14 protein-coding genes are annotated in these 17,901 nt (G+C 69.2%); 7 read left to right on the plus strand and 7 right to left on the minus strand.

What is annotated here, in order from left to right; all coding sequences use genetic code 11:
* The first annotated feature begins 145 nt into the window (after positions 1-145).
* Both HQ314_RS08365 and HQ314_RS08370 read left to right on the plus strand, forming a co-directional pair.
* A complete protein-coding gene (locus HQ314_RS08365) occupies positions 146-1,033 on the plus strand; it encodes a TauD/TfdA family dioxygenase (protein WP_222649802.1) in 888 nt (295 codons plus the stop codon).
* Between the two features lie 20 nt (positions 1,034-1,053).
* On the plus strand, positions 1,054-1,821 hold the full coding sequence (locus tag HQ314_RS08370; RefSeq protein WP_027506342.1) for an SDR family NAD(P)-dependent oxidoreductase: 768 nt from the start codon (positions 1,054-1,056) through the stop codon (positions 1,819-1,821).
* Positions 1,822-1,843: 22 nt separating this feature from the next.
* On the opposite strand, the gene HQ314_RS08375 is transcribed toward HQ314_RS08370, so the two are convergent.
* Positions 1,844-3,025, minus strand: a complete 1,182-nt coding sequence (locus tag HQ314_RS08375) for an Ig-like domain-containing protein (protein WP_222650067.1) — start codon at positions 3,023-3,025, stop codon at positions 1,844-1,846.
* Between the two features lie 37 nt (positions 3,026-3,062).
* Entirely contained in the window at positions 3,063-4,151 is a 1,089-nt protein-coding gene (locus HQ314_RS08380) for a UDP-N-acetylmuramate dehydrogenase (RefSeq protein WP_222649803.1), read from the minus strand.
* A gap of 103 nt (positions 4,152-4,254) precedes the next feature.
* Between HQ314_RS08380 and HQ314_RS08385 the strand changes: the two genes are divergently transcribed.
* Entirely contained in the window at positions 4,255-5,838 is a 1,584-nt protein-coding gene (locus HQ314_RS08385) for a Rieske 2Fe-2S domain-containing protein (RefSeq protein ID WP_222649804.1), read from the plus strand.
* An 8-nt stretch (positions 5,839-5,846) separates the two neighbouring features.
* Here the strand turns inward: HQ314_RS08385 and HQ314_RS08390 are convergent, their stop codons facing one another.
* Genes HQ314_RS08390 through HQ314_RS08405 form a run of 4 tightly spaced genes read right to left on the minus strand, consistent with a single transcriptional unit; the run spans position 5,847 to position 12,494 of the window.
* Positions 5,847-7,505 (minus strand): glycosyltransferase family 39 protein, encoded by a 1,659-nt coding sequence (locus HQ314_RS08390; protein ID WP_374197832.1) that lies wholly within the window; start codon positions 7,503-7,505, stop codon positions 5,847-5,849.
* Positions 7,506-7,507: 2 nt separating this feature from the next.
* Positions 7,508-9,010 (minus strand): glycosyltransferase, encoded by a 1,503-nt coding sequence (locus HQ314_RS08395; protein WP_222649806.1) that lies wholly within the window; start codon positions 9,008-9,010, stop codon positions 7,508-7,510.
* Complete coding sequence (locus HQ314_RS08400; protein WP_222649807.1) at positions 9,007-10,467, minus strand: hypothetical protein; 1,461 nt, start codon at positions 10,465-10,467, stop codon at positions 9,007-9,009. The genes HQ314_RS08395 and HQ314_RS08400 overlap by 4 nt, the downstream gene beginning before the upstream one ends.
* Positions 10,464-12,494 carry a hypothetical protein gene (locus HQ314_RS08405; RefSeq protein ID WP_222649808.1) on the minus strand — a complete coding sequence of 677 codons (2,031 nt, stop codon included), beginning with the start codon at positions 12,492-12,494 and terminating at the stop codon, positions 10,464-10,466. Before HQ314_RS08405 ends, HQ314_RS08400 begins: the two co-directional genes overlap by 4 nt.
* A 295-nt stretch (positions 12,495-12,789) precedes the next feature.
* On the opposite strand from HQ314_RS08405, the gene HQ314_RS08410 reads away from it, so the two are divergent.
* The 4 genes from HQ314_RS08410 to HQ314_RS08425 all read left to right on the plus strand — a co-directional run bounded on the left by HQ314_RS08410 (position 12,790) and on the right by HQ314_RS08425 (position 15,870).
* Complete coding sequence (locus HQ314_RS08410) at positions 12,790-13,899, plus strand: beta-mannosidase (RefSeq protein ID WP_222649809.1); 1,110 nt, start codon at positions 12,790-12,792, stop codon at positions 13,897-13,899.
* 80 nt (positions 13,900-13,979) lie between these two features.
* The gene (locus HQ314_RS08415; protein ID WP_056441577.1) at positions 13,980-14,498 is read left to right on the plus strand and encodes a DUF2505 domain-containing protein; all 519 of its coding nucleotides are present in this window, start codon (positions 13,980-13,982) and stop codon (positions 14,496-14,498) included.
* Between the two features lie 22 nt (positions 14,499-14,520).
* Positions 14,521-15,024 carry a DUF2505 domain-containing protein gene (locus HQ314_RS08420; RefSeq protein WP_027506337.1) on the plus strand — a complete coding sequence of 168 codons (504 nt, stop codon included), beginning with the start codon at positions 14,521-14,523 and terminating at the stop codon, positions 15,022-15,024.
* A gap of 54 nt (positions 15,025-15,078) precedes the next feature.
* A complete protein-coding gene (locus HQ314_RS08425; RefSeq protein ID WP_374197823.1) occupies positions 15,079-15,870 on the plus strand; it encodes a class I SAM-dependent methyltransferase in 792 nt (263 codons plus the stop codon).
* On the opposite strand, the gene pabB is transcribed toward HQ314_RS08425, so the two are convergent.
* A complete protein-coding gene (pabB, locus tag HQ314_RS08430; protein ID WP_222649810.1) occupies positions 15,829-17,901 on the minus strand; it encodes an aminodeoxychorismate synthase component I in 2,073 nt (690 codons plus the stop codon). The genes HQ314_RS08425 and pabB overlap by 42 nt on opposite strands.

Here is a 17,901-nt window from a genome sequence, read left to right on the forward strand (position 1 = left end):
CACATACGTGACCCGCGGTGCGGACTTCCTCGCTGGTGCCATGACCGAAAAGTAGCACCGATGTCGCCGCGCTGCAGAATCGCCTGTTTCGCTCGAGGTGATTCGAAGGGTGGACAACCTGCGACTTCGGCATCACAGTGAGCCCATGAAGACCGTGAAACTGGGCGCGAACATCGGCGCACGCATCGACGACGTGCGGATCGGCGGCGATCTCCCCGACGAGATCGTGCACGAGATCAACGAGGCGCTGCTCGAGCACGAGGTCGTGTTCTTCCGCGGCCAGCATCACGTGGACGAGAAGGCGCAGTACGCGTTCGCCGAGCGGCTCGGGATCCCCACCACCCCGCACCCCACGGTCCGGTCGCGCGGAACCCGCACTCTCGCCATCGATTCCACGTACGACAAGGCGGACAGCTGGCACACGGACGTGACGTTCGTCGACCGCGTGCCGAAGGCGTCGATCCTGCGGGCCGTGCACCTGCCCCCGTACGGCGGCACCACCACGTGGGCTTCGGCGACCGCCGGCTACGAGCAGCTGCCGCCCGCGATGAAGGCCCTCGCGGAGTCGCTGTGGGCCGTGCACACCAACATCTACGACTACGCGGCGACCGCTGCCGAGAAGTCCGTCACGTCGACGGCCGAGCGCTACCGCGCGGAGTTCCGCAGCGAGTACTTCGAGGTCGAGCATCCCGTGGTGCGCGTGCATCCCGAGACGGGGAAGCGCGCGATCCTGCTGGGCCACTTCGCCAAGTCGTTCCCGGGCCTCTCCTCCAAGGAGTTCCGCGCACTCTTCGAGCTGCTGCAGGACCGGGTGACCCGCCTGGAGAACACCATCCGGTGGTCGTGGGAGCTCGGCGACATCGCCATCTGGGACAACCGGTCGACCCAGCACTACGCCGTCTCCGACTACGACGACCAGTACCGCCGCCTCGAGCGCATCACCCTCGCGGGCGACGTTCCCGTCAGCGTGCAGGGCGAGTACTCGCGCGTCGTCGCCGGCGACGCGTCGGGCTACAGCGCGATCGCGAGCTGACGCGATCTAGCCTGGTTCCCATGACCAGCGTTCCGACGACACCGTCGACACAGACCGACCGCCCCACCGCCGTCGTCACCGGAGCCAGCTCCGGGATCGGCGCCGCCACCGCGCGGACACTCGCCGCCGGCGGCTATCACGTGGTCGTGGGCGCCCGCCGCGTCGACCGCCTCGAGGCACTGGCCGAGGAGATCGACGGCACCGCCCTCGCCCTCGACGTGACCGACGAGGACTCCGTCGCGGCCTTCACCTCGGTGCTGCCGCGTGTGGACGTCCTGGTGAACAACGCGGGCGGCGCGAAGGGCCTCGCCCCGATCCTCGAGGCGGACCTCGACGACTGGCAGTGGATGTGGGAGACCAACGTCGTCGGCACGCTGCGCATGACCAAGGCGCTGCTGCCCAAGCTGATCGAGTCCGGTAACGGTCTCGTCGTGACCATCACGTCCATCGCCGCGTTCGAGACGTACGACAACGGCGCCGGGTACACCACGGCCAAGCACGCACAGGGCGTGCTGCACCGGACGCTCCGCGGCGAACTGCTGGGCACGCCCGTGCGTCTGACCGAGATCGCTCCGGGCGCGGTGGAGACGGAATTTTCCCTCGTCCGCTTCGACGGGGACGAGGAGAAGGCCGCGAAGGTCTACGAGGGCATCGACCCGTTGGTGGCCGCCGACATCGCCGAGGTCATCGGCTTCGTGGCGTCCCGCCCCTCACACGTGAACCTCGACACCATCGTCGTGCGCCCGCGCGATCAGGCCCCGAACGGCCGTTTCAGCCGCCGGACCTGATTCTCACGCGGCAGTCCGACTCTCACGCGGCAGTCAGGGCGCTCATGCTCTGCCACGTGGGCCAGTCGATCGCCCAGTCGTAGATGTCGCCGTCCGCCGCCGAGAGATCGATGCGCGTGCCGGTGACCTCGACGGGGTCGCCGTAGACGGCCATCTGGAAGTACGTCTGCGCGTCCTCGGTGGAGAGGTTGATGCAGCCGTTGGTCACGTTGGACGAGCCCTGCACTCCCGTGGTCAGCGGATTGGCGTGGATGAACTCGCCGTTGTTCGAGATGCGGGTGGCCCACCGTTCCCGCACGTTCTCGTAGTACGGCGGGTTGGACATCAGGAAGTCCTCGTACTTCTCGGTGACGACGTGGATGCCGCTGCGCGTGACGTTGCGGTCCTCGTTGCCCTCGCCGTAACTCACCGGGATGTCCATGACGGTCTGGCCGTCGCGCACCACCTGCATGCGGTGGCTGGTCGCATCGGCGACGACGACCTGGCTCCGACCGATGGTGAAGTTCACCGTGACGTCCGAGTCGCCGTAGGCGCCGCCGCCGTAGTTCACGCCGTAGAGCTTCGCCGACACGTCGACGGTGGTGCCGGGGGCCCAGTAGTTCTGCGGACGCCAGTGCACGCGGGACCCGCCGTCGTCGGGCAGCCAGGCCCACGAGCCGGCCGTCGGCGGATTCGTGATCACCGTCAGCGCCTTCTCGACCGCCTTCTTGTCGACGATCGCGTCGTCGAACTTCAGGATGATCGGCGCCGCGACACCGACCTCCTGGCCGTCACCGATGTTGGTGGAGACCGACGTGATCGACTGCGGCGCCACCGTGCCGAGAGTGCCCTCGACCGGCACCGGCTTGCCGTCGCTGCCGACTGCCGTCCCTGCCCACGTGTAGACCGCGTCGTACCCGAGGGGCTCGGTGACGGTGAACGTCGTCTTCGCCGGGTCCAGCGTTCCCGCGACGGCGCGGCCGTCGGCGGTGGTGAGCGACACGGCCTCGAAGGTGCCGTTCGCGACCGAGACGGAGATCGGAGCGGTGGGTGAGACGTCGGTCGCACCGGCCGCCGGTGCGTAGGTCACCGCCGCCACGGGCGCGGCCTCGGTGGTCGGCGCGGCGCTCTCCGAGGACCCGGGTGTGCCGGAGCACCCCGCGACCAGCGCGATCACGAGTGCCAGCACGGCCAGGACGGCTGCGTACGGTGTTCTCCCCTGCATCTTCACGGGGACGACGTTACCTGTGGCAACAGACCGATCAGTCGAGCGTGCAGTTCACCAGGCGGCACTCGGGGATCAGCGTGATGCCGTACTTCTCCTGCACACCCGCGCGCACGTGCGACGCGAGGGCGGTGACGTCCGCTGCACTCGCGCCGCCCCGGTTGGTGACGGCCAGGACGTGGCGGGTGGAGAGGGTGGCCCGTCCGGTGCCGACGCGCTCGCCGTACCCGCGGGAGAACCCGGCGTGCTCGATGAGCCAGGCAGCACTGAGCTTGATGCCCTTCGGGTCCGTGAACTGCGGCGATCCGAGCGCCTCGGGCGGTACGGACGACACGATCGGGTTCAGGAAGAAGGACCCGACACTCCACGAGTCGTGCTCCGCCTCGTCCCACACCATGCCGCGATCGGTCCGCAGAGCGATCACGGCATCGCGCACCTCGCGCGCCGAGACGCTCTCTCCGATGCGCACGCCGAGCCGCTCGGCGAGCGCCGCGTACCGCACCGGTGCCGACTCGTCGCTGCGTCGGAGCGCGAACGTGACATCCACCACGACGTAGCGATCGGTGTACTTGAAAGCCGACGACCGGTGCGAGCCGAAGCCGCAGCGTGCGTTGTCCCACACCTCGACCTCGCCGCTCTCTCGGTCGAGCACCGTCACCGACTCGAGCCAGTCCGACGTGGAGGCGCCGTACGCGCCGACGTTCTGCACCGGCGTTCCGCCGGTGCTGCCCGGGATGCCGGAGAGTGCCTCGATGCCGGCGAGTCCGTGGTCGAGCGCGGTGCGGACGACGAGATCCCATTCGACTCCGGCGTCCACGTGCATGCGAGTGCCGTCGACCCGGAGACCGGACGTCGCGACGCGGACGACGGTGCCGTCGAAGCCGTCGTCTCCGACCAGCAGGTTCGAGCCACCGCCGATGACGAGCACCGGAGTCCCGGCGGCGTCGGCGCTGCGTACGGCGTCGACGAGCTCCTGCGAGGTGGTCGCCTCGACGAGACGTCCGACGGGGCCACCGACGTGGATCGTGGTGAGGTCGGCGAAGGACACGGGGCGGTGCGCGGCCGTCGCGGAGCCGGGATCGCCGGTCTCCGGAGCCGTCGCGGACTGGAGGGGACTGCTCGTCACGGGGGTGAACGCTACCCGGCTGTCCCCCCGCCTCGTCGTGAGCACCGGGTGTTCGCGCCTACCATGGTCACCGAACCAGGTTCCATATTTCGGGAGGATTCACGTGCAGGTCACCAGTGTCGGACACGCGGGATTTCACATCCAGACGTCTGCGGGGTCCATTCTGTGCGACCCGTGGGTCAATCCGGCGTACTTCACGTCCTGGTTCCCGTTCCCCGACAACTCCCAGCTGGACTGGGACGACCTGGGCAACTGCGACTACCTCTACGTCTCGCACCTGCACAAGGACCACTTCGACCCGAAGCACCTGGCGAAGCACGTGAACAAGGACGCGGTCGTGTTGCTGCCGGACTACCCGGTGCCGGACCTGCGCACGGAGCTGGAGAAGCTCGGCTTCACGAAGTTCTTCGAGACGACGGACTCGGTCAAGCACACGGTGTCCGGCCCCAAGGGCGACCTGGACGTCATGATCGTGGCGCTGCGTGCCCCGGCCGACGGACCCATCGGCGACTCGGGCCTGGTGGTGAGCGACGGTGAGACCACCGCGTTCAACATGAACGATGCCCGGCCCGTCGATCTGGACATGATGACCGAGGCCTTCGGCCACATCGACGTGCACATGCTGCAGTACTCGGGCGCCATCTGGTACCCGATGGTCTACGACATGCCGCAGCGCGCCAAGGACGCGTTCGGGACGCAGAAGCGGCAGCGTCAGATGGACCGGTGTCGGCAGTACATCGAGCAGGTCGGCGCCACGTGGGTCATTCCGTCCGCAGGTCCCCCGTGCTTCCTCGACGACGAGCTGCGCTCGCTCAACGACGTCTACGGCGATCCGGCGAACATCTTCCCCGACCAGATGGTGTTCCTCGACCAGATGCGCCGCCACGGCCACGACAAGGGCCTGCTGGTGATGCCGGGAACCACGGCGGACTTCTCGGGTTCCGACCTGAACGAGCTGGCGCACCCGCTGCCCACCGACGAGGTGGAGGCCATCTTCACCACCGGCAAGGCCGACTACATCGAGGCGTACGCGCAGCGCCAGGCCGACGTCATCGCGGCCGAGAAGGCATCGTGGGCAACCGCGGCGGGCGAGCCGCTGCTGGGGCCGTTGCGCGCACTGTTCGAGCCGATCATGGCGCAGACCGACCAGATCTCCGACGGCATCGGCTACCCGGTGGAGCTGAATCTGACGGGCAGGCCGGAGGCCGGTCGACCTCCGGTGGCTGCCGACAGAGTGGTGCTCGATTTCCCGAAACGCATCGTGCGCGAACCGATCCAGGACGAGAAGTTCCGCTACACGTTCGAGATTCCGGCCGAGCTGGTCCGCACGGTGCTGCGGGACGGGGAGTCCGACTGGGTCAACTCGATCTTCTTGTCGACGCGGTTCCGGGCGAAGCGGGTCGGTGGCTACAACGAGTTCCTGTACACGTTCTTCAAGTGCCTCACCGACGAGCGCATCGCCTACGCGGACGGCTGGTTTGCCGAGGCACACGACGACACGGCCACCATCGTCAAGGACGGCTGGGAGATCCAGCGGCGCTGCCCGCATCTCAAGGCGGATCTGTCGAAGTTCGGTGTCATCGAGGGCACCACGCTCACGTGCAATCTGCACGGCTGGGACTGGAACCTCGAGACGGGCAAGTGCCTCACGTCGAAGGGCCACCCGCTACGAGCCGAGCGCGCCTGATCCGGGTGTCAGTCGGCCACACCGAGAACCCGGTAGATGCGCCAGACAGGTTGATCGGCACCGTCGTTGGGCACCTCGACCACGAGCGTGCCGACTTCGGCGCCGTTCTCCCAGATCGAGGGGTAGCGGCGATTGAGCGCGTCGGACTCGCCGCGGCCGCTGTTCGGCACCGTCAGCATCAGCCGCACTCCCGCCTCGGCGGGATCGTTGAGGACGGTCGTGAAGTCCTCGTCTGAGGGCACCACGAACTGCCTCGGGTGACGTGACGCGGCGACGACCGCGAAGCCGTAGACGGAGTCCACCAGAACCGAGCCGTCGGGCAGACTCTGCGCGTCCAGGTAGTCGGCCAGGGCCCGCTCCGTCGAGAACGACGCGATGATCCGCTGCGCCTCGTCCGACCTCTGCCGACTCAGCAACTGCCCCACCGCATATTGCTGCGGCGACAGTGACGGCTGCAGGAGCACGTAGGTGGTCACCGGCAGTGACGCCACCGACAGGACCACCGTGCCCGTCGCCACGATGCGACGGAACCGGGTGCGATCGGTGGGCGCCTCGGGTCGACGCCGCGAGTGGGCGAACGTCCCGGGTCGACGGCTCGGGACGGCGCCGCGTGCGGAGAGCACCTGGATGCACCCGACGAGCGCCAGCGGGATCGCGGCGATGAAGAAGCGCAGGAACCCGAACGTCGATCCGCCGATGTAGGTGAGCGCCTGGAACGCGAGAACGGCGCCGAACAATACCGGCGCCACGAGGAATTCGAGGTCGCGCCGCCGCCAGGACAGTCCGGCCACGGTCGGCAGCAGCAGCGGTATCGCCGGACCCAGGGCGAGGACAGCGGTGGCCACGTAGGCGGCGTTGCCGATCGGGTCCCCGGTGGGCCCGCCGGACTGCGCGAGGATCGCCGCGTTGCCGTACGTCGAGGAGAACTGAGCGAACGCCTGTCCGGTGATGATCCAACTGATCGCCGCCCACACCAAGAACGCGATCAGACCCGGCCCCGCCACCAGCACCGCGTCGAGCACGGCCTGTCGGCGCATCCGGCGCCAGCGCTGTCGGCCCCCGCGCCACAGGGTCACACCGAAGACGAGGAAGGCAGCCGCCGCGATGGCCGCGACCGCGTCGTACCGCGTGAGATACGCCAGAGCGAGGGCGATTCCGGCGACGAGCAGATCGTGGACGTCGTCGGTGCTGATCCAGCGCAGCAGGCGTCGCGCGGTCCAACAGAGGAAGAACAGGAAGACGGCCTCGCTCATCCCGTTCGCACCGTAGAACACGATCATCGGGTTCACCGCGAACACCAGTGTGAGAGCGGAGGTCTGCACGGGGCCGCAGCCACGATCCAGGCACATCCCGCGCACCGTCATCACCGCGCCCGCCATGAACACGGCGGACACCGCGATACCGGAGAGGTTCCACCGCGTGATGGCGGGCAGCAGGTCCGAGAACACGACCATCGGGAGCTGCAGCAGCGCGGTCAACGGCGTGAAGACGAACCCGATGGCCGACACGTGCGGATCCCGGCTGTGCAGCACCGCCTGCGCGGCGTACGTCCGGCTGAGGGCGTCACCGAGGAGGTACCCGAAGCGCAGCGACAGGACCGCTCCCACGAGGCCGTAGGCAGCGGCGAGGCACGTGAACCACCTGACCGCCGTCGACGGTCCGCGCACGCTCACGGCGGCGCGTCCTCGGCGAGTGCGGTGTCCTTCGCAGGTGCCGAGAGCCCGTGGAACGTCTTCTCCCAGTAGGACGGATTCCGCAGCAGCTGCCAACATCCCTTCAGGGCAGCGACACTCATCATCACCCAGTAGAGCGGCATGGTGAGACTCGGGACGAGGAGATAGGCATTCCCACTCTCCCGGCTCGCGACGAGATACATGTAGATGGTGGCGACGTTGCCGAGGATCAGCGAGACGAGCGAGAAGTAATAGATGTACGGCGGGAACAGCGCCACGATCACACTCGGCTGACCCAGGATCCAGGCTGCCGTGGTGAACCAGAACACCATGTTGATGCAGGCGGTGACGGGCGTGCCGGCGAGCAGCAGGGTGAAGCGGTACGTGCCCACCCAGCCGAGGGCGCGCACGGTGCGGCGCGGACGTCGCATGTGCACCAGCCAGGTCTGCAGATAGCCCTTGTACCACCGGGATCGCTGCCGGACCCAGTTGATGGGATCGCTGTTGGCCTCCTCCAGCGTGGTCGAGTCCAGGACGGCGGTGGAGTATCCGGACGCCGCGATGCGCACGCCCAGATCGGCGTCCTCGGTCACGTTGAAGCCGTCCCAGGCACCCACCTCGGCGATGACGTCGGCACGCAGGTGATTCGACGTGCCGCCCAGCGGAATGGGCGATCGGCTCTTCATCAGACCCGGTAGCAGGTACCCGAACCACAGCGCGTAGTCGGCGGTGAACCAGCCGGTGAGCAGATTCTGAGATCCGTTGTGGAAGGCCAGCTTCGCCTGCACGCACGCCACCGTCGACGGCAGCTTCGCGAAGGCCGCCACGACGCGCCGCAGTTGCAGCGGTTCGGGGAGGTCCTCCGCGTCGAAGATCGTCACGATGGTGCCGGTGGCGAAGTGCAGGCCGTAGTTGCACGCCTTGGGCTTGGTCCTGGGATCACCGGCGGGAACGAGGACGACCTCCACCACCCGACTGACGCCGGCGCGCCTCGCCGCCTCGATGGTGACGTCGTCGTCCTCCTCGAGCAACAGGAGGACCTGTAGCTTCTCCGGGGGATAGTTCAGCGCGGTCATGGCGGCGATCAGATCGCCCACCACCTCCGGTTCGTCGTAAGCGGGAACGAGAATGGTGTAGTCCGGCAGGTCGTCGTCGGGCACGGCGAGGGCCTCGGCATCGGTGATCGTGACGATGGCCGAGGCGTCGAGGCCCCGCGCGAAGAGCAGTACCCGGTCCGCCATCATCGCGATGTACCCGAGCGTGCACACGACACTGACGGCCACGAGTGTGGCTATCGGTGCGAGGACGAGCGCCGCCACGGCCACCACGAGGACGCCCAGCCCGAAGTTGCTCTGCCACGGGACGAACGCCACCGCGGCGGAGGCCAGGGGGTCCCGACGCGCGAGGCCGTCGATCGCGTCCTCCAGTGCGGCGGCGCGGAACTCGGCGCTCTCGGTACCTATCCGCGGCGGCCGCGACCGACCGATCTCGGCCGTCATCGAGGATCCTCCGCGCCTGCGGGGAACTGGGCGTCGACCAGGGATGCGCCCACCGATGCCAACAGACCTCGGTCGTCGAAGTCGGGGTCGTCGTCCCCGACGATGGTGTTGCCCCGCAGGAAGACCGCGAACACCGCCGAGAGGTTCGATGCCATGGACGGAGTGGGTTCGGGGAACGTCGCATCCGGGTCGTGGTTGTCCACGCTGATCACGGTGATCCGCTGGAACACGCCGTCGCGCACCCAGTCGAAGACCAGCTTGGTCCAGGTGAGCAGCAGGGTGTCGTCCACCGAGGTGTAGAGCGAGGCCGTCACGCCGTGTCCGAGTTCGACGGGCAGTGCCGTACTGGTGCGGGTGCTCGCCAGGTGGTAGAGCGTCCGCTCCGGGTAGACGGCGAGCGACGCGGCATTCGTGGTCGTCAGCGTGTCCACGACGACGGTGCGCGGACGACCGCGCACGTCCCACTCGGGATTCCCCACCGCTGCCTGCAGTTCCTGACGCACGAGCGAGGAGCGCTGCCCGAAGTACGAGCGGACCCACGGATACGTCTCGTCGTCGAGGAGACGCCATCCGGTGGGGGCGGCCAGTGCGGCCGCGACGACGCCGGGCGGACCGACCGTGTCCACGGGGGGCGGCGGAGCGGGCAGCGGCCTGGTGACCAGCGCGACAGCGACCACCACCAGCGTGATCACGGCCGATCGCGCACTCTTCACCGACGGCGCACCGACGGGGCGCCCGAGTGGTCGCTTGGATCGGCCGCGCCGCGCGAAGAGATAGAACAGGGTCCCCGTCGCGGCCGAGGCTCCCACGGTCGGAATCAGTTGCAGCAGAACGATGTCGATGGTCGGGTCCAGAACCAGCACCAGCTGCAGCACGGCGGCGCCGACCGCCACGGTGACGAGGAACCCCAGCGCAGCGCGCCCTCGGGTCCGACCCACCGCGATGGCCCCGGCGACGCCGGCGACGAGCACGAGCACCATGCCGTACGCGAATCGACTGCCGCCCATCGACACCGCGAGGAGGCGGTACAGCATGGGCGACATCGCGAAGGCCAACAGCAGAATCGGCCAGAACTGCCCGACCGGGCGCAGGCCGAAGAGCATGATCGCACCACTGAGGGTGAACAGCACGACGGCGGCGAGGTCGATGTGCAGCAACGCGTACTGATCCGAGTACCGCGGAAGCCAGAGGGCCTGGACGGCCAGCGCGAGCAGGGCGCCGATTCCGCCGACGATGAGATCGGTCTGGCGGTCGTGGATCGGCAGTTCTCCTTCCCGTCGACGGGCTGTCCCCTGCCCCGCGACCACGGCGAGAACGGGGAAGACGAAGACGTAGGCGGTGACGGCGCCGCTGTCCGCCTCCTCGGCGAGCCGGATCCAGGTCGGCGCGAAGGCGAACGCCACGCACACGACGAGCACCGCCCACCGAAGCGCAAGGGTGCGGACCGGTCGTGTCACGACGTCTCCGACGAGCCGCCGCTCACGTCGGGTCTCGTCGGCGGCACCTCGTCCTGCCGACCTCGACTGCGCACGAACACGAGCACCGCCGCGACCACTCCGACGAGCAACGCGACGAGTCCCGCCACCAGGATCGCCGAGACGCCGGAGGGGGCGGTCGATCCGGCGGCCACCGGCTCCGACCCCGCGACGTCGGCGGACGACGACAGTGACACCGGTTCCCGCTCGCCCGCACCGAGCACCACGTCGCCGGTCAGACCCTCCCAGCGTGTCGGGTCCGCACCCAGCCAGCTCACCAGGCCGTCGAGCTGGACCGGGTCGGACGCCGTGGCCACGAGCAGGGTCCGGTCGCTGTCGCGGGCCACCTGCACGGACGCGAACGGTACGTCGCTGTCGACGGTGACCTGAGCACCGTCGTCGTCACCCTCCGCGTCGCGCAGGGTCAGGATGCTGGTCCCGGTCGTGGCGAGCGGCAGGGTCAGCTCGGAGTCGCCGCCGAGGTCGTCGACACCGTCGGGCGCCACCAGCAACCCCGGACCGGAACCGGTCAGCAACTGCTCGACGGGAACCACGGCCGGCGACAACGCGCGAGCCGACAGCCGCTGCAGTCCGGTCAGGAGGGTCGCGGCACGGACGGTGTTCGGCAGATCCTGCTGCGCCAGTGCCACGTCCACGGTCGGCATGAGCGCTTGCGGGACGGAGGCGAAGCCACGCGCGTCCGGTGTTCCGCCCGAGCTCTCGATCGTCGTACCGCCGTCGACGGTCAGGGTCAGTGACCCGCCCGTGGAGCACGCGTCCCCGTTACCCGAGGTCTGCATGACGACGTCGAGCGACGTCACCCGGTCGACCAGGTCCGCGGGCACGTCGACCCACCGATCGATTCTCCCGGTGTCGTCGGCCGGCCAGGTGACCAGATCGCTCGAGCCGACGGAGATCCGGAGCGCACCCGCGATCTCCGAGGACAGCGGGGTGTAGTCACCCAGGACGTGCACACGCAGATTCGACGCCGCCCGTCCCAGGCGCGTCTGGTCGACCGGGACGGTGACCGTGACCTCGCCGGACCCCGACGCCGTCAGTGGGCCGAGCGACATGTCGCCGAGGGTCATCGCATCGGCGGTGAGGGTGGGTCGTTCGCGGACGGCACCGGCCGACACCCGGGTCGAGACCGCCAGCGCGGACACGTCGCTGGTCAACAGCGCGATCTGATCCACGAGGGTGGTCCCGTCACCCGAGACGAACAGTTGCGGGGGTGCGCCGGGAGTCGCGGGGTAGATCAGACGGGCGTCGGGATCGGTGTTCTGCGTGAGCACCACCGACCGCTCGAACGGGCCGTCGGGGGCCGCGCCCCCGGCGGCGCTCGCCGGGAGGACGCTCACTCGGACGGGCTGCGAACCGTAGAAGTCGACCACCGAGGTGGCGAGGGTGAGTGCGGCGGTCGACTGGTCCGGCGTGGGCTCGTCCGGCACGAAGATCCGCAGTCCGGACAGCACCGGCGGAAGGAAGTCGGCCACGACCGTGGGATTCGCGGGTGTTCCGACGACGTCCATCACGGGATCCTGGAGCCGCACGGTCGACGACTCACGGGAGTCGAGGCAGTATCCGGCCGACGGCACCACGGTGGTGGCCATCTCGAGAGTCACGGTGTCGTCCACGACGTCGAGACCGGTCAGCGGAACCTCGACCGGGGCGGTGGGCACTCCGGTGGGCAGATCGACCCGCCCCACGATCCGGCCGCGGTGCGTGACGTCCAGCCACCCGCGTTCGAGTCCGGCCGGGACCTCGACGGTGCCCCGCAGCGCGGCGGGAACCGTCCCGGGCGGCACCGGAACCGTGACGACGGCGGATCCGCGCCGTCCGGCGAGAGCGATGGAGCCGCCGAGGCCCATCGACGCGAAGCTCAGGGGCGTCGACACCGGCGCGGGTTCCGAGTCCTCCTGCGCGACGGCGAGACCGGGTGCGGTGAGGAGCAGGGAGAGGGCGACGACCGACGCGGCAATGGCGCGTCGACGACTGGGAACCACACGCATCGGCGCAGCACGTCTTTCTCGAGAACGATGGAATGCAGAAACCGCACAGAAAGGCGAATTCCGTCGATCATAAACGAGCCCGCCCGGATTCTCGCGTCGGTTGCCGTAATGGCGACAGTTCGTATTTCGCAGTGTTGCAACGGTATTGCGACACGCACTGAACAACGTTACGGACCGAACGGTCGATGAATGGGATGGAAACTCGTCGCTCGACCCGCTAACAAGGCCCGAAAAGGATGCTCGCCGGGTGCCGCGCCGCCATTTCCGAGGACATGTCCGGAGATACAGTGTCGCAATGTCATCCGCAGGCGCCGTGCTGCGCGCGGCCGTGGTCGTGGTTCTTCTTCTGACGAGCTGCGCACAGGCCGCCCCCTCCGTCGCGGCACCGCCGCAGACCTCGGCGCGCGTCGCAGCATCGGCCGACGGTCTGACGCTCGACGGCCGACCCTGGTGGCCGTCGGGATTCAATGCCTATCAACTGGCGACGGACTGGTCGGTCAACGAGGGCTGTGGGGCGATGGTCGATCTCGATAGATACTTCGCCGCCCTGCCGCCCCGCTCCATCACCCGATTCGATGCCTTCCAGGCCCTCGCGATCGACCGCACCACGGGCACGCTGAATTTCGCCCCGATGGACGCGGTCCTGGAAGCCGCCCGGACACACGGCCAACTGGTGATACCGGTACTCGCCGCCCAGGACGGCGCGTGCGAGGACGAGCAGTTCAAGGACCGCTACTGGTACGCCGAGGGGTGGCGGGACGTCGCCGACGCACGCGCCCTGGTCAGCTTCGAGGAATGGGTGACGCGGGCGGTCGACCGCTGGCGCGGGGACCCGGCCCTCGCGGCCTGGGAGGTGGTCGGCGAACCGGAACCCGGTGTGTGCGGCGAGTCCTGCGACTGGACCGACCGCACGTGCCCCGCCGATGCCGCGTCGGTGCTGCGTCGTTTCGTCGACGACACCGGGGCGCTCGTTCGCTCACTCGACGCCTCCACGCCGATCACGGCCGGTCTGACCGGCGGTGGCCAGTGCGGCACGCAAGGCGACGAGTACCGCGACATCGCCGCGTCGCCGTACGTCGACATCGTCCAGTACCACGATTACGGCGCGGACGGTGTGCCGCTTCCCGGTGATCGGTGGAACGGGCTCGAGCGTCGTCTCACGCAGGCATCGGAGGTGGGCAAGCCGCTGCTCATGGGAGAGATCGGCCAGAACGCCGGATCCTGCTCCACGCTGGATCACCGGGCCGCGAACATCGAGACGAAGGTGGCCGGCCAGCGCGCCGCGGGCACCGCCGGATTCCTGCTCTGGGCGTTCGTTCCGGATCCGCGGCCGGGCGACTGCACCTTCGACATCGGCTACGACGATCCGCTCTGGTCGACCGTCACGCGCCTCGGTTCCGGCTGACCCGCTCCCGGCACGCAGGTCACGACGTTCGAGGTACGGGCTCGGGGTTCGGACGACGCGCCACCGGCTAATCTCAGCTCATGCCACGCAGGTTCGATCACACGGTCCCGTCCACGCTCGCCGCGTCCGACGTCCACGCCGCCCTCACCACCGAGCAGTACTGGACCGATCGGCTCGAGGCCGTCGGCGGCCCCAAGGCGCAGCTGAACGACGTGACCGTCGCAGGCGACGACGCGGACAGCCGCACGGTGTCGGTGTCGATGACCCAGGCCATCGCGGAGGAGTTCCTGCCCGGCGCCATCACCAGCATCCGCCCGGGCGATCTGATCATCCACCGGACCGAGTCGTGGGGTTCCCTCGACGCGCAGGGCGCCTCGGGCACCTTCGAGGCCAAGGTCGAGGGCGCCCCGGCGTCCATCACGGGCACCCTGGCACTGCGCTCGAAGGGCTCCGCATCGAGCCTGACGGCGACGGGTCAGGCCGAGGTCAAGGTGCCGATCTTCGGCGGCAAGATCGAGCAGGCGGTCATCGAGCAGGTTCTCGCGCTGATCGACGCCGAGCAAGAGTTCACCGACACCTGGGCGCCGGAGCACCTCTGACTCACCGGTAACCTCATCGACCATGGCACGTCGCATGAACTACTCGGCTCGTCTCCCGTTCACCACAGAGCAGGTGTACGGGGCGCTGACGACGCGTGACTACTGGGACGCGGTGATCGAGGAGCTGCGCAAGTACTCGGAGAACGAGCTCACGCGCTTCGAGGTCACGGCAGACGGCGTCGACGTGGTCATGCGGCACATCATTCCGCGCGACACGCTGCCCGACGTCGCGCAGGCGGTGATGAAGAAGGACATGGTCATCACCCGCAACATCCATCACGACGCGTACTCGGAGACCACCGCCGGGAAGTACGACGCGTCGATTCCCGCCGGCCCGGGCAGCCTCACCGGCACGACGTCCCTCTTCGCCACCGAGGCCGGCTCCACGTTGCGCACCACGTCCGAGGCCAAGGTGTACATCCCCTTCATCGGCGGAAAGCTCGAACAGTTGATGCTCGTCAACCTCGTCGATCTGTGGCGGGGCGAGGGCGAGGTCACGCACGACTGGCTCACGAAGAACGCCTGACCGGCGGGTAGGCCGGAGGCCGGTCGGGATGAGCGGAACGAACTGCTGGGCACTGTGATCTCCCGGATCGGTCCGGAGGGTGTGGTCACTCGCGGGACGACCAACATCAACCGGTTGCGGCGCAGTGATCGCCGACTGGTGCACGATCCCGACGTCCGAGCGTTGCTCCGCGGCGCGACGCATCCCCTGGTCGTCGACCTGGGCTACGGCGCCAGTCCGGTCACCACTCTGGAGTTGGCCGCGCGACTGCGCACCGTCCGTGCGGACGTCGCCGTCGTCGGGCTGGAGATCGAGCCGTCCCGCGTCGTCCCCGATCGGGACGGTGTCTCCTTCCGCCGCGGCGGCTTCGAACTCGCGGGACTGCGGCCACACCTGGTGCGCGCGTTCAACGTGCTGCGTCAGTATCCCGAGGACGCGGTACCGGGTGCGTGGGCACGCATCACCTCCGCTCTCGCGGACGGCGGCCTCCTCGTCGACGGCACGTGCGACGAACTGGGGCGTCGGGCCACGTGGGTCACCGTGGACGCGTCGGGACCGCGCAGTCTGACCCTCGCCTGGGATCCGTTCACGGTGGAGCGGCCGTCGGACATCGCGGAGCGGCTGCCGAAGGTCCTGATCCACCGCAACGTCGCGGGCGAGCGCGTGCACGAGGTGCTGCGGGCGGCCGATCGGGCGTGGGACGTGGCGGCGCCGCTGGCACCGTTCGGACCCCGCGTGCGGTGGCGTGCGGCGCTGACAGCCCTGGCGGCGCAGGGACTTCCGGTCACCGTGCCGCGCCGACGACTGCGGGACAACGTGCTCGCCTTACCGTGGTCGGCCGTCGCTCCCGCCGAGGACACGCAGTAGCGCGTCGGCCTTGAGGTGCATCTCGTCCACCTCGTCCTGCGGGTCGGACAGCGAGACGACGGCGCCGCCCGTCCCCACCGACGCCCGGCCGTCCGCGAGCACCACGGTCCGGATGACGATGGACAGGTCCGCCGCGCCGGTGAGCGAGAACCAGCCCAGCGCACCGGAGTACACGCCGCGCGGCCCGCCCTCGAGGCGGTCGATGATCTCCATCGTGCGGCGCTTCGGGGCGCCGGTCATCGATCCGCCCGGGAACGCCGCGCGCACACAGTCGACGGCCGAGAGCCCCGGGCGCACCCGACCCTCGACCGTCGAGACCAGTTGGTGCACATGGGTGTGGCTCTCCACGTCGAAGAGCACCGGCACGTGCACCGACCCGGGCACGCACACCTGATTCAGGTCGTTGCGGACCAGATCGACGATCATGATGTTCTCGGCGCGGTCCTTCTCGCTCGTCGCCAGGTCGAGGCGCGCGGCCGCGTCCTCCGCCGGCGAGCGCCCGCGAGCCCGAGTTCCCTTGATGGGCTTGGAGTCCACGACGCCCGACGCCGTGATCCGCAGGAAGCGCTCCGGTGACGCGCTGAGTATCGCCAGCCCGGGGAAACGCAGGAACGCCGCGTACGGGGCGGGACTGGCGCGCCGCACCGCGAGGTAGAGGTCGGCGGCGTCGCCGTCGAACGGCACGCTCATCTCGTTGGTCAGACAGATCTCGTAGCTCTCCCCCATCGTGATCTGCTCCAGGCAGTCCGCGATCGCCGCGCGATACGCGCCGTCGTCGTGCCGGGTGTCGATCACCGACGGCAGCGCGCCGAGGGGGGTGTCGGACACGGCCGGGCGACCGCGCTCCGAGCGGGGCATCGCGGTCACGGCCGCGGCGGTCTCGTCCAACCATCCGAGCGCCGCGGTGTCGTCGCCACCGACGAGTGTGAGGGTGAGCAGATAGGTGCACCGATCGCGGTGGTCGAGTGCGATGAGTCTGTCCGCGAACATCATTCGCGCATCGGCCGTCGGCGACGCATGCGCCGCCGCTCCGCCCGTCTCGGCCTTTAGCTCGTAGCCGAGGTGACCGACGTAGCCGAGGGCGAAGTCGAACGGCACCGCGGGCACCCGGTCGACGGCCCGCGCCGCGATCTGTTCCCCGAGGTGGTCGAGGAACGACGTGACCGTCTCCTCGGTCGTGCCGTCGGCGGTCGTCGTCGTCACGCACGAGGTGGCGACGTCGTACGACACGTCCTCCGCCAGTGGGCCGTCACCGGGTCCGAGGTAGGAGAACCGGGCACTGCCGTCGAGCTCGGCGCTCGAGTCGAGCCAGAACGTGGACCGTCCGCGGAGTGGGCGCGCCACCTCCTCGGGGTCCGGCAGAACGTCGAGACGGCGCACGAGCACCCGGTAGCGGGGGTCGCGCACGACCGGGTCACGCGGCGCCACGGTCGGCGCGGAGGTGTGGGTGCTCGGGCGGGCGTCCCGCGCGAGGTCGAGAAAGTTGGCGATCACCTGCAGTCCACGTTCCGTGCCGATCGACTCGGGATGGAACTGCACTCCCCACAGCGGCCGTGACCGATGACGCAGCGCCATCATCACCCCGTCGTCGGTCCACGCCGTCGCCTCGAGCTCGTCGGGCAGGGCCGTGACGGTGAGGGAGTGATACCGCACCACGCGCAGGGGCGACGGCAGGCCGGCGAAGAGATCGGTGCCGTCGTGCCGCACGTCGGACATCCGGCCGTGCATGGGCTCGGGTGCCAGATCGACGACGCCACCACAGCTGTCCGCGATGCCCTGATGCCCCAGACACACCCCGAGAAGCGGCAGACCACCGTCCCGGATCATCCTGCTGCTGACGCCCATGTCGGCCGGGCGACTCGGGCGGCCCGGGCCTGGCGAGACGACGACGGCGTCCACCCGGTCCAGCGGGAGGGAGGACCACGGGACGTCGTTGTGCACGACGATGGGGGCGGTGCCGGACACCTGCTCCAGGTACTGGGCCAGGTTGTGGGTGAACGAGTCGTAGTTGTCGATCAGCAGCGTGCGCAT

The organism is Rhodococcus sp. BP-332 (assembly GCF_019836065.1).
In the GTDB taxonomy this organism is placed as follows: Bacteria; Actinomycetota; Actinomycetes; order Mycobacteriales; family Mycobacteriaceae; genus Rhodococcoides.

What these genes read in the sequence shown, in the direction of transcription:
- HQ314_RS08365 (WP_222649802.1), top strand. Translation starts at nt 146, where the DNA reads ATGAAGACCGTGAAACTGGGCGCGAACATCGGCGCACGCATCGACGAC.
- HQ314_RS08370 (WP_027506342.1), top strand. Translation starts at nt 1,054, where the DNA reads ATGACCAGCGTTCCGACGACACCGTCGACACAGACCGACCGCCCCACC.
- HQ314_RS08375 (WP_222650067.1), bottom strand. Translation starts at nt 3,025, where the DNA reads ATGCAGGGGAGAACACCGTACGCAGCCGTCCTGGCCGTGCTGGCACTC.
- HQ314_RS08395 (WP_222649806.1), bottom strand. Translation starts at nt 9,010, where the DNA reads ATGACGGCCGAGATCGGTCGGTCGCGGCCGCCGCGGATAGGTACCGAG.
- HQ314_RS08405 (WP_222649808.1), bottom strand. Translation starts at nt 12,494, where the DNA reads ATGCGTGTGGTTCCCAGTCGTCGACGCGCCATTGCCGCGTCGGTCGTC.
- HQ314_RS08410 (WP_222649809.1), top strand. Translation starts at nt 12,790, where the DNA reads ATGTCATCCGCAGGCGCCGTGCTGCGCGCGGCCGTGGTCGTGGTTCTT.
- HQ314_RS08415 (WP_056441577.1), top strand. Translation starts at nt 13,980, where the DNA reads ATGCCACGCAGGTTCGATCACACGGTCCCGTCCACGCTCGCCGCGTCC.
- HQ314_RS08420 (WP_027506337.1), top strand. Translation starts at nt 14,521, where the DNA reads ATGGCACGTCGCATGAACTACTCGGCTCGTCTCCCGTTCACCACAGAG.
- pabB (WP_222649810.1), bottom strand. Translation starts at nt 17,901, where the DNA reads ATGCGCACGCTGCTGATCGACAACTACGACTCGTTCACCCACAACCTG.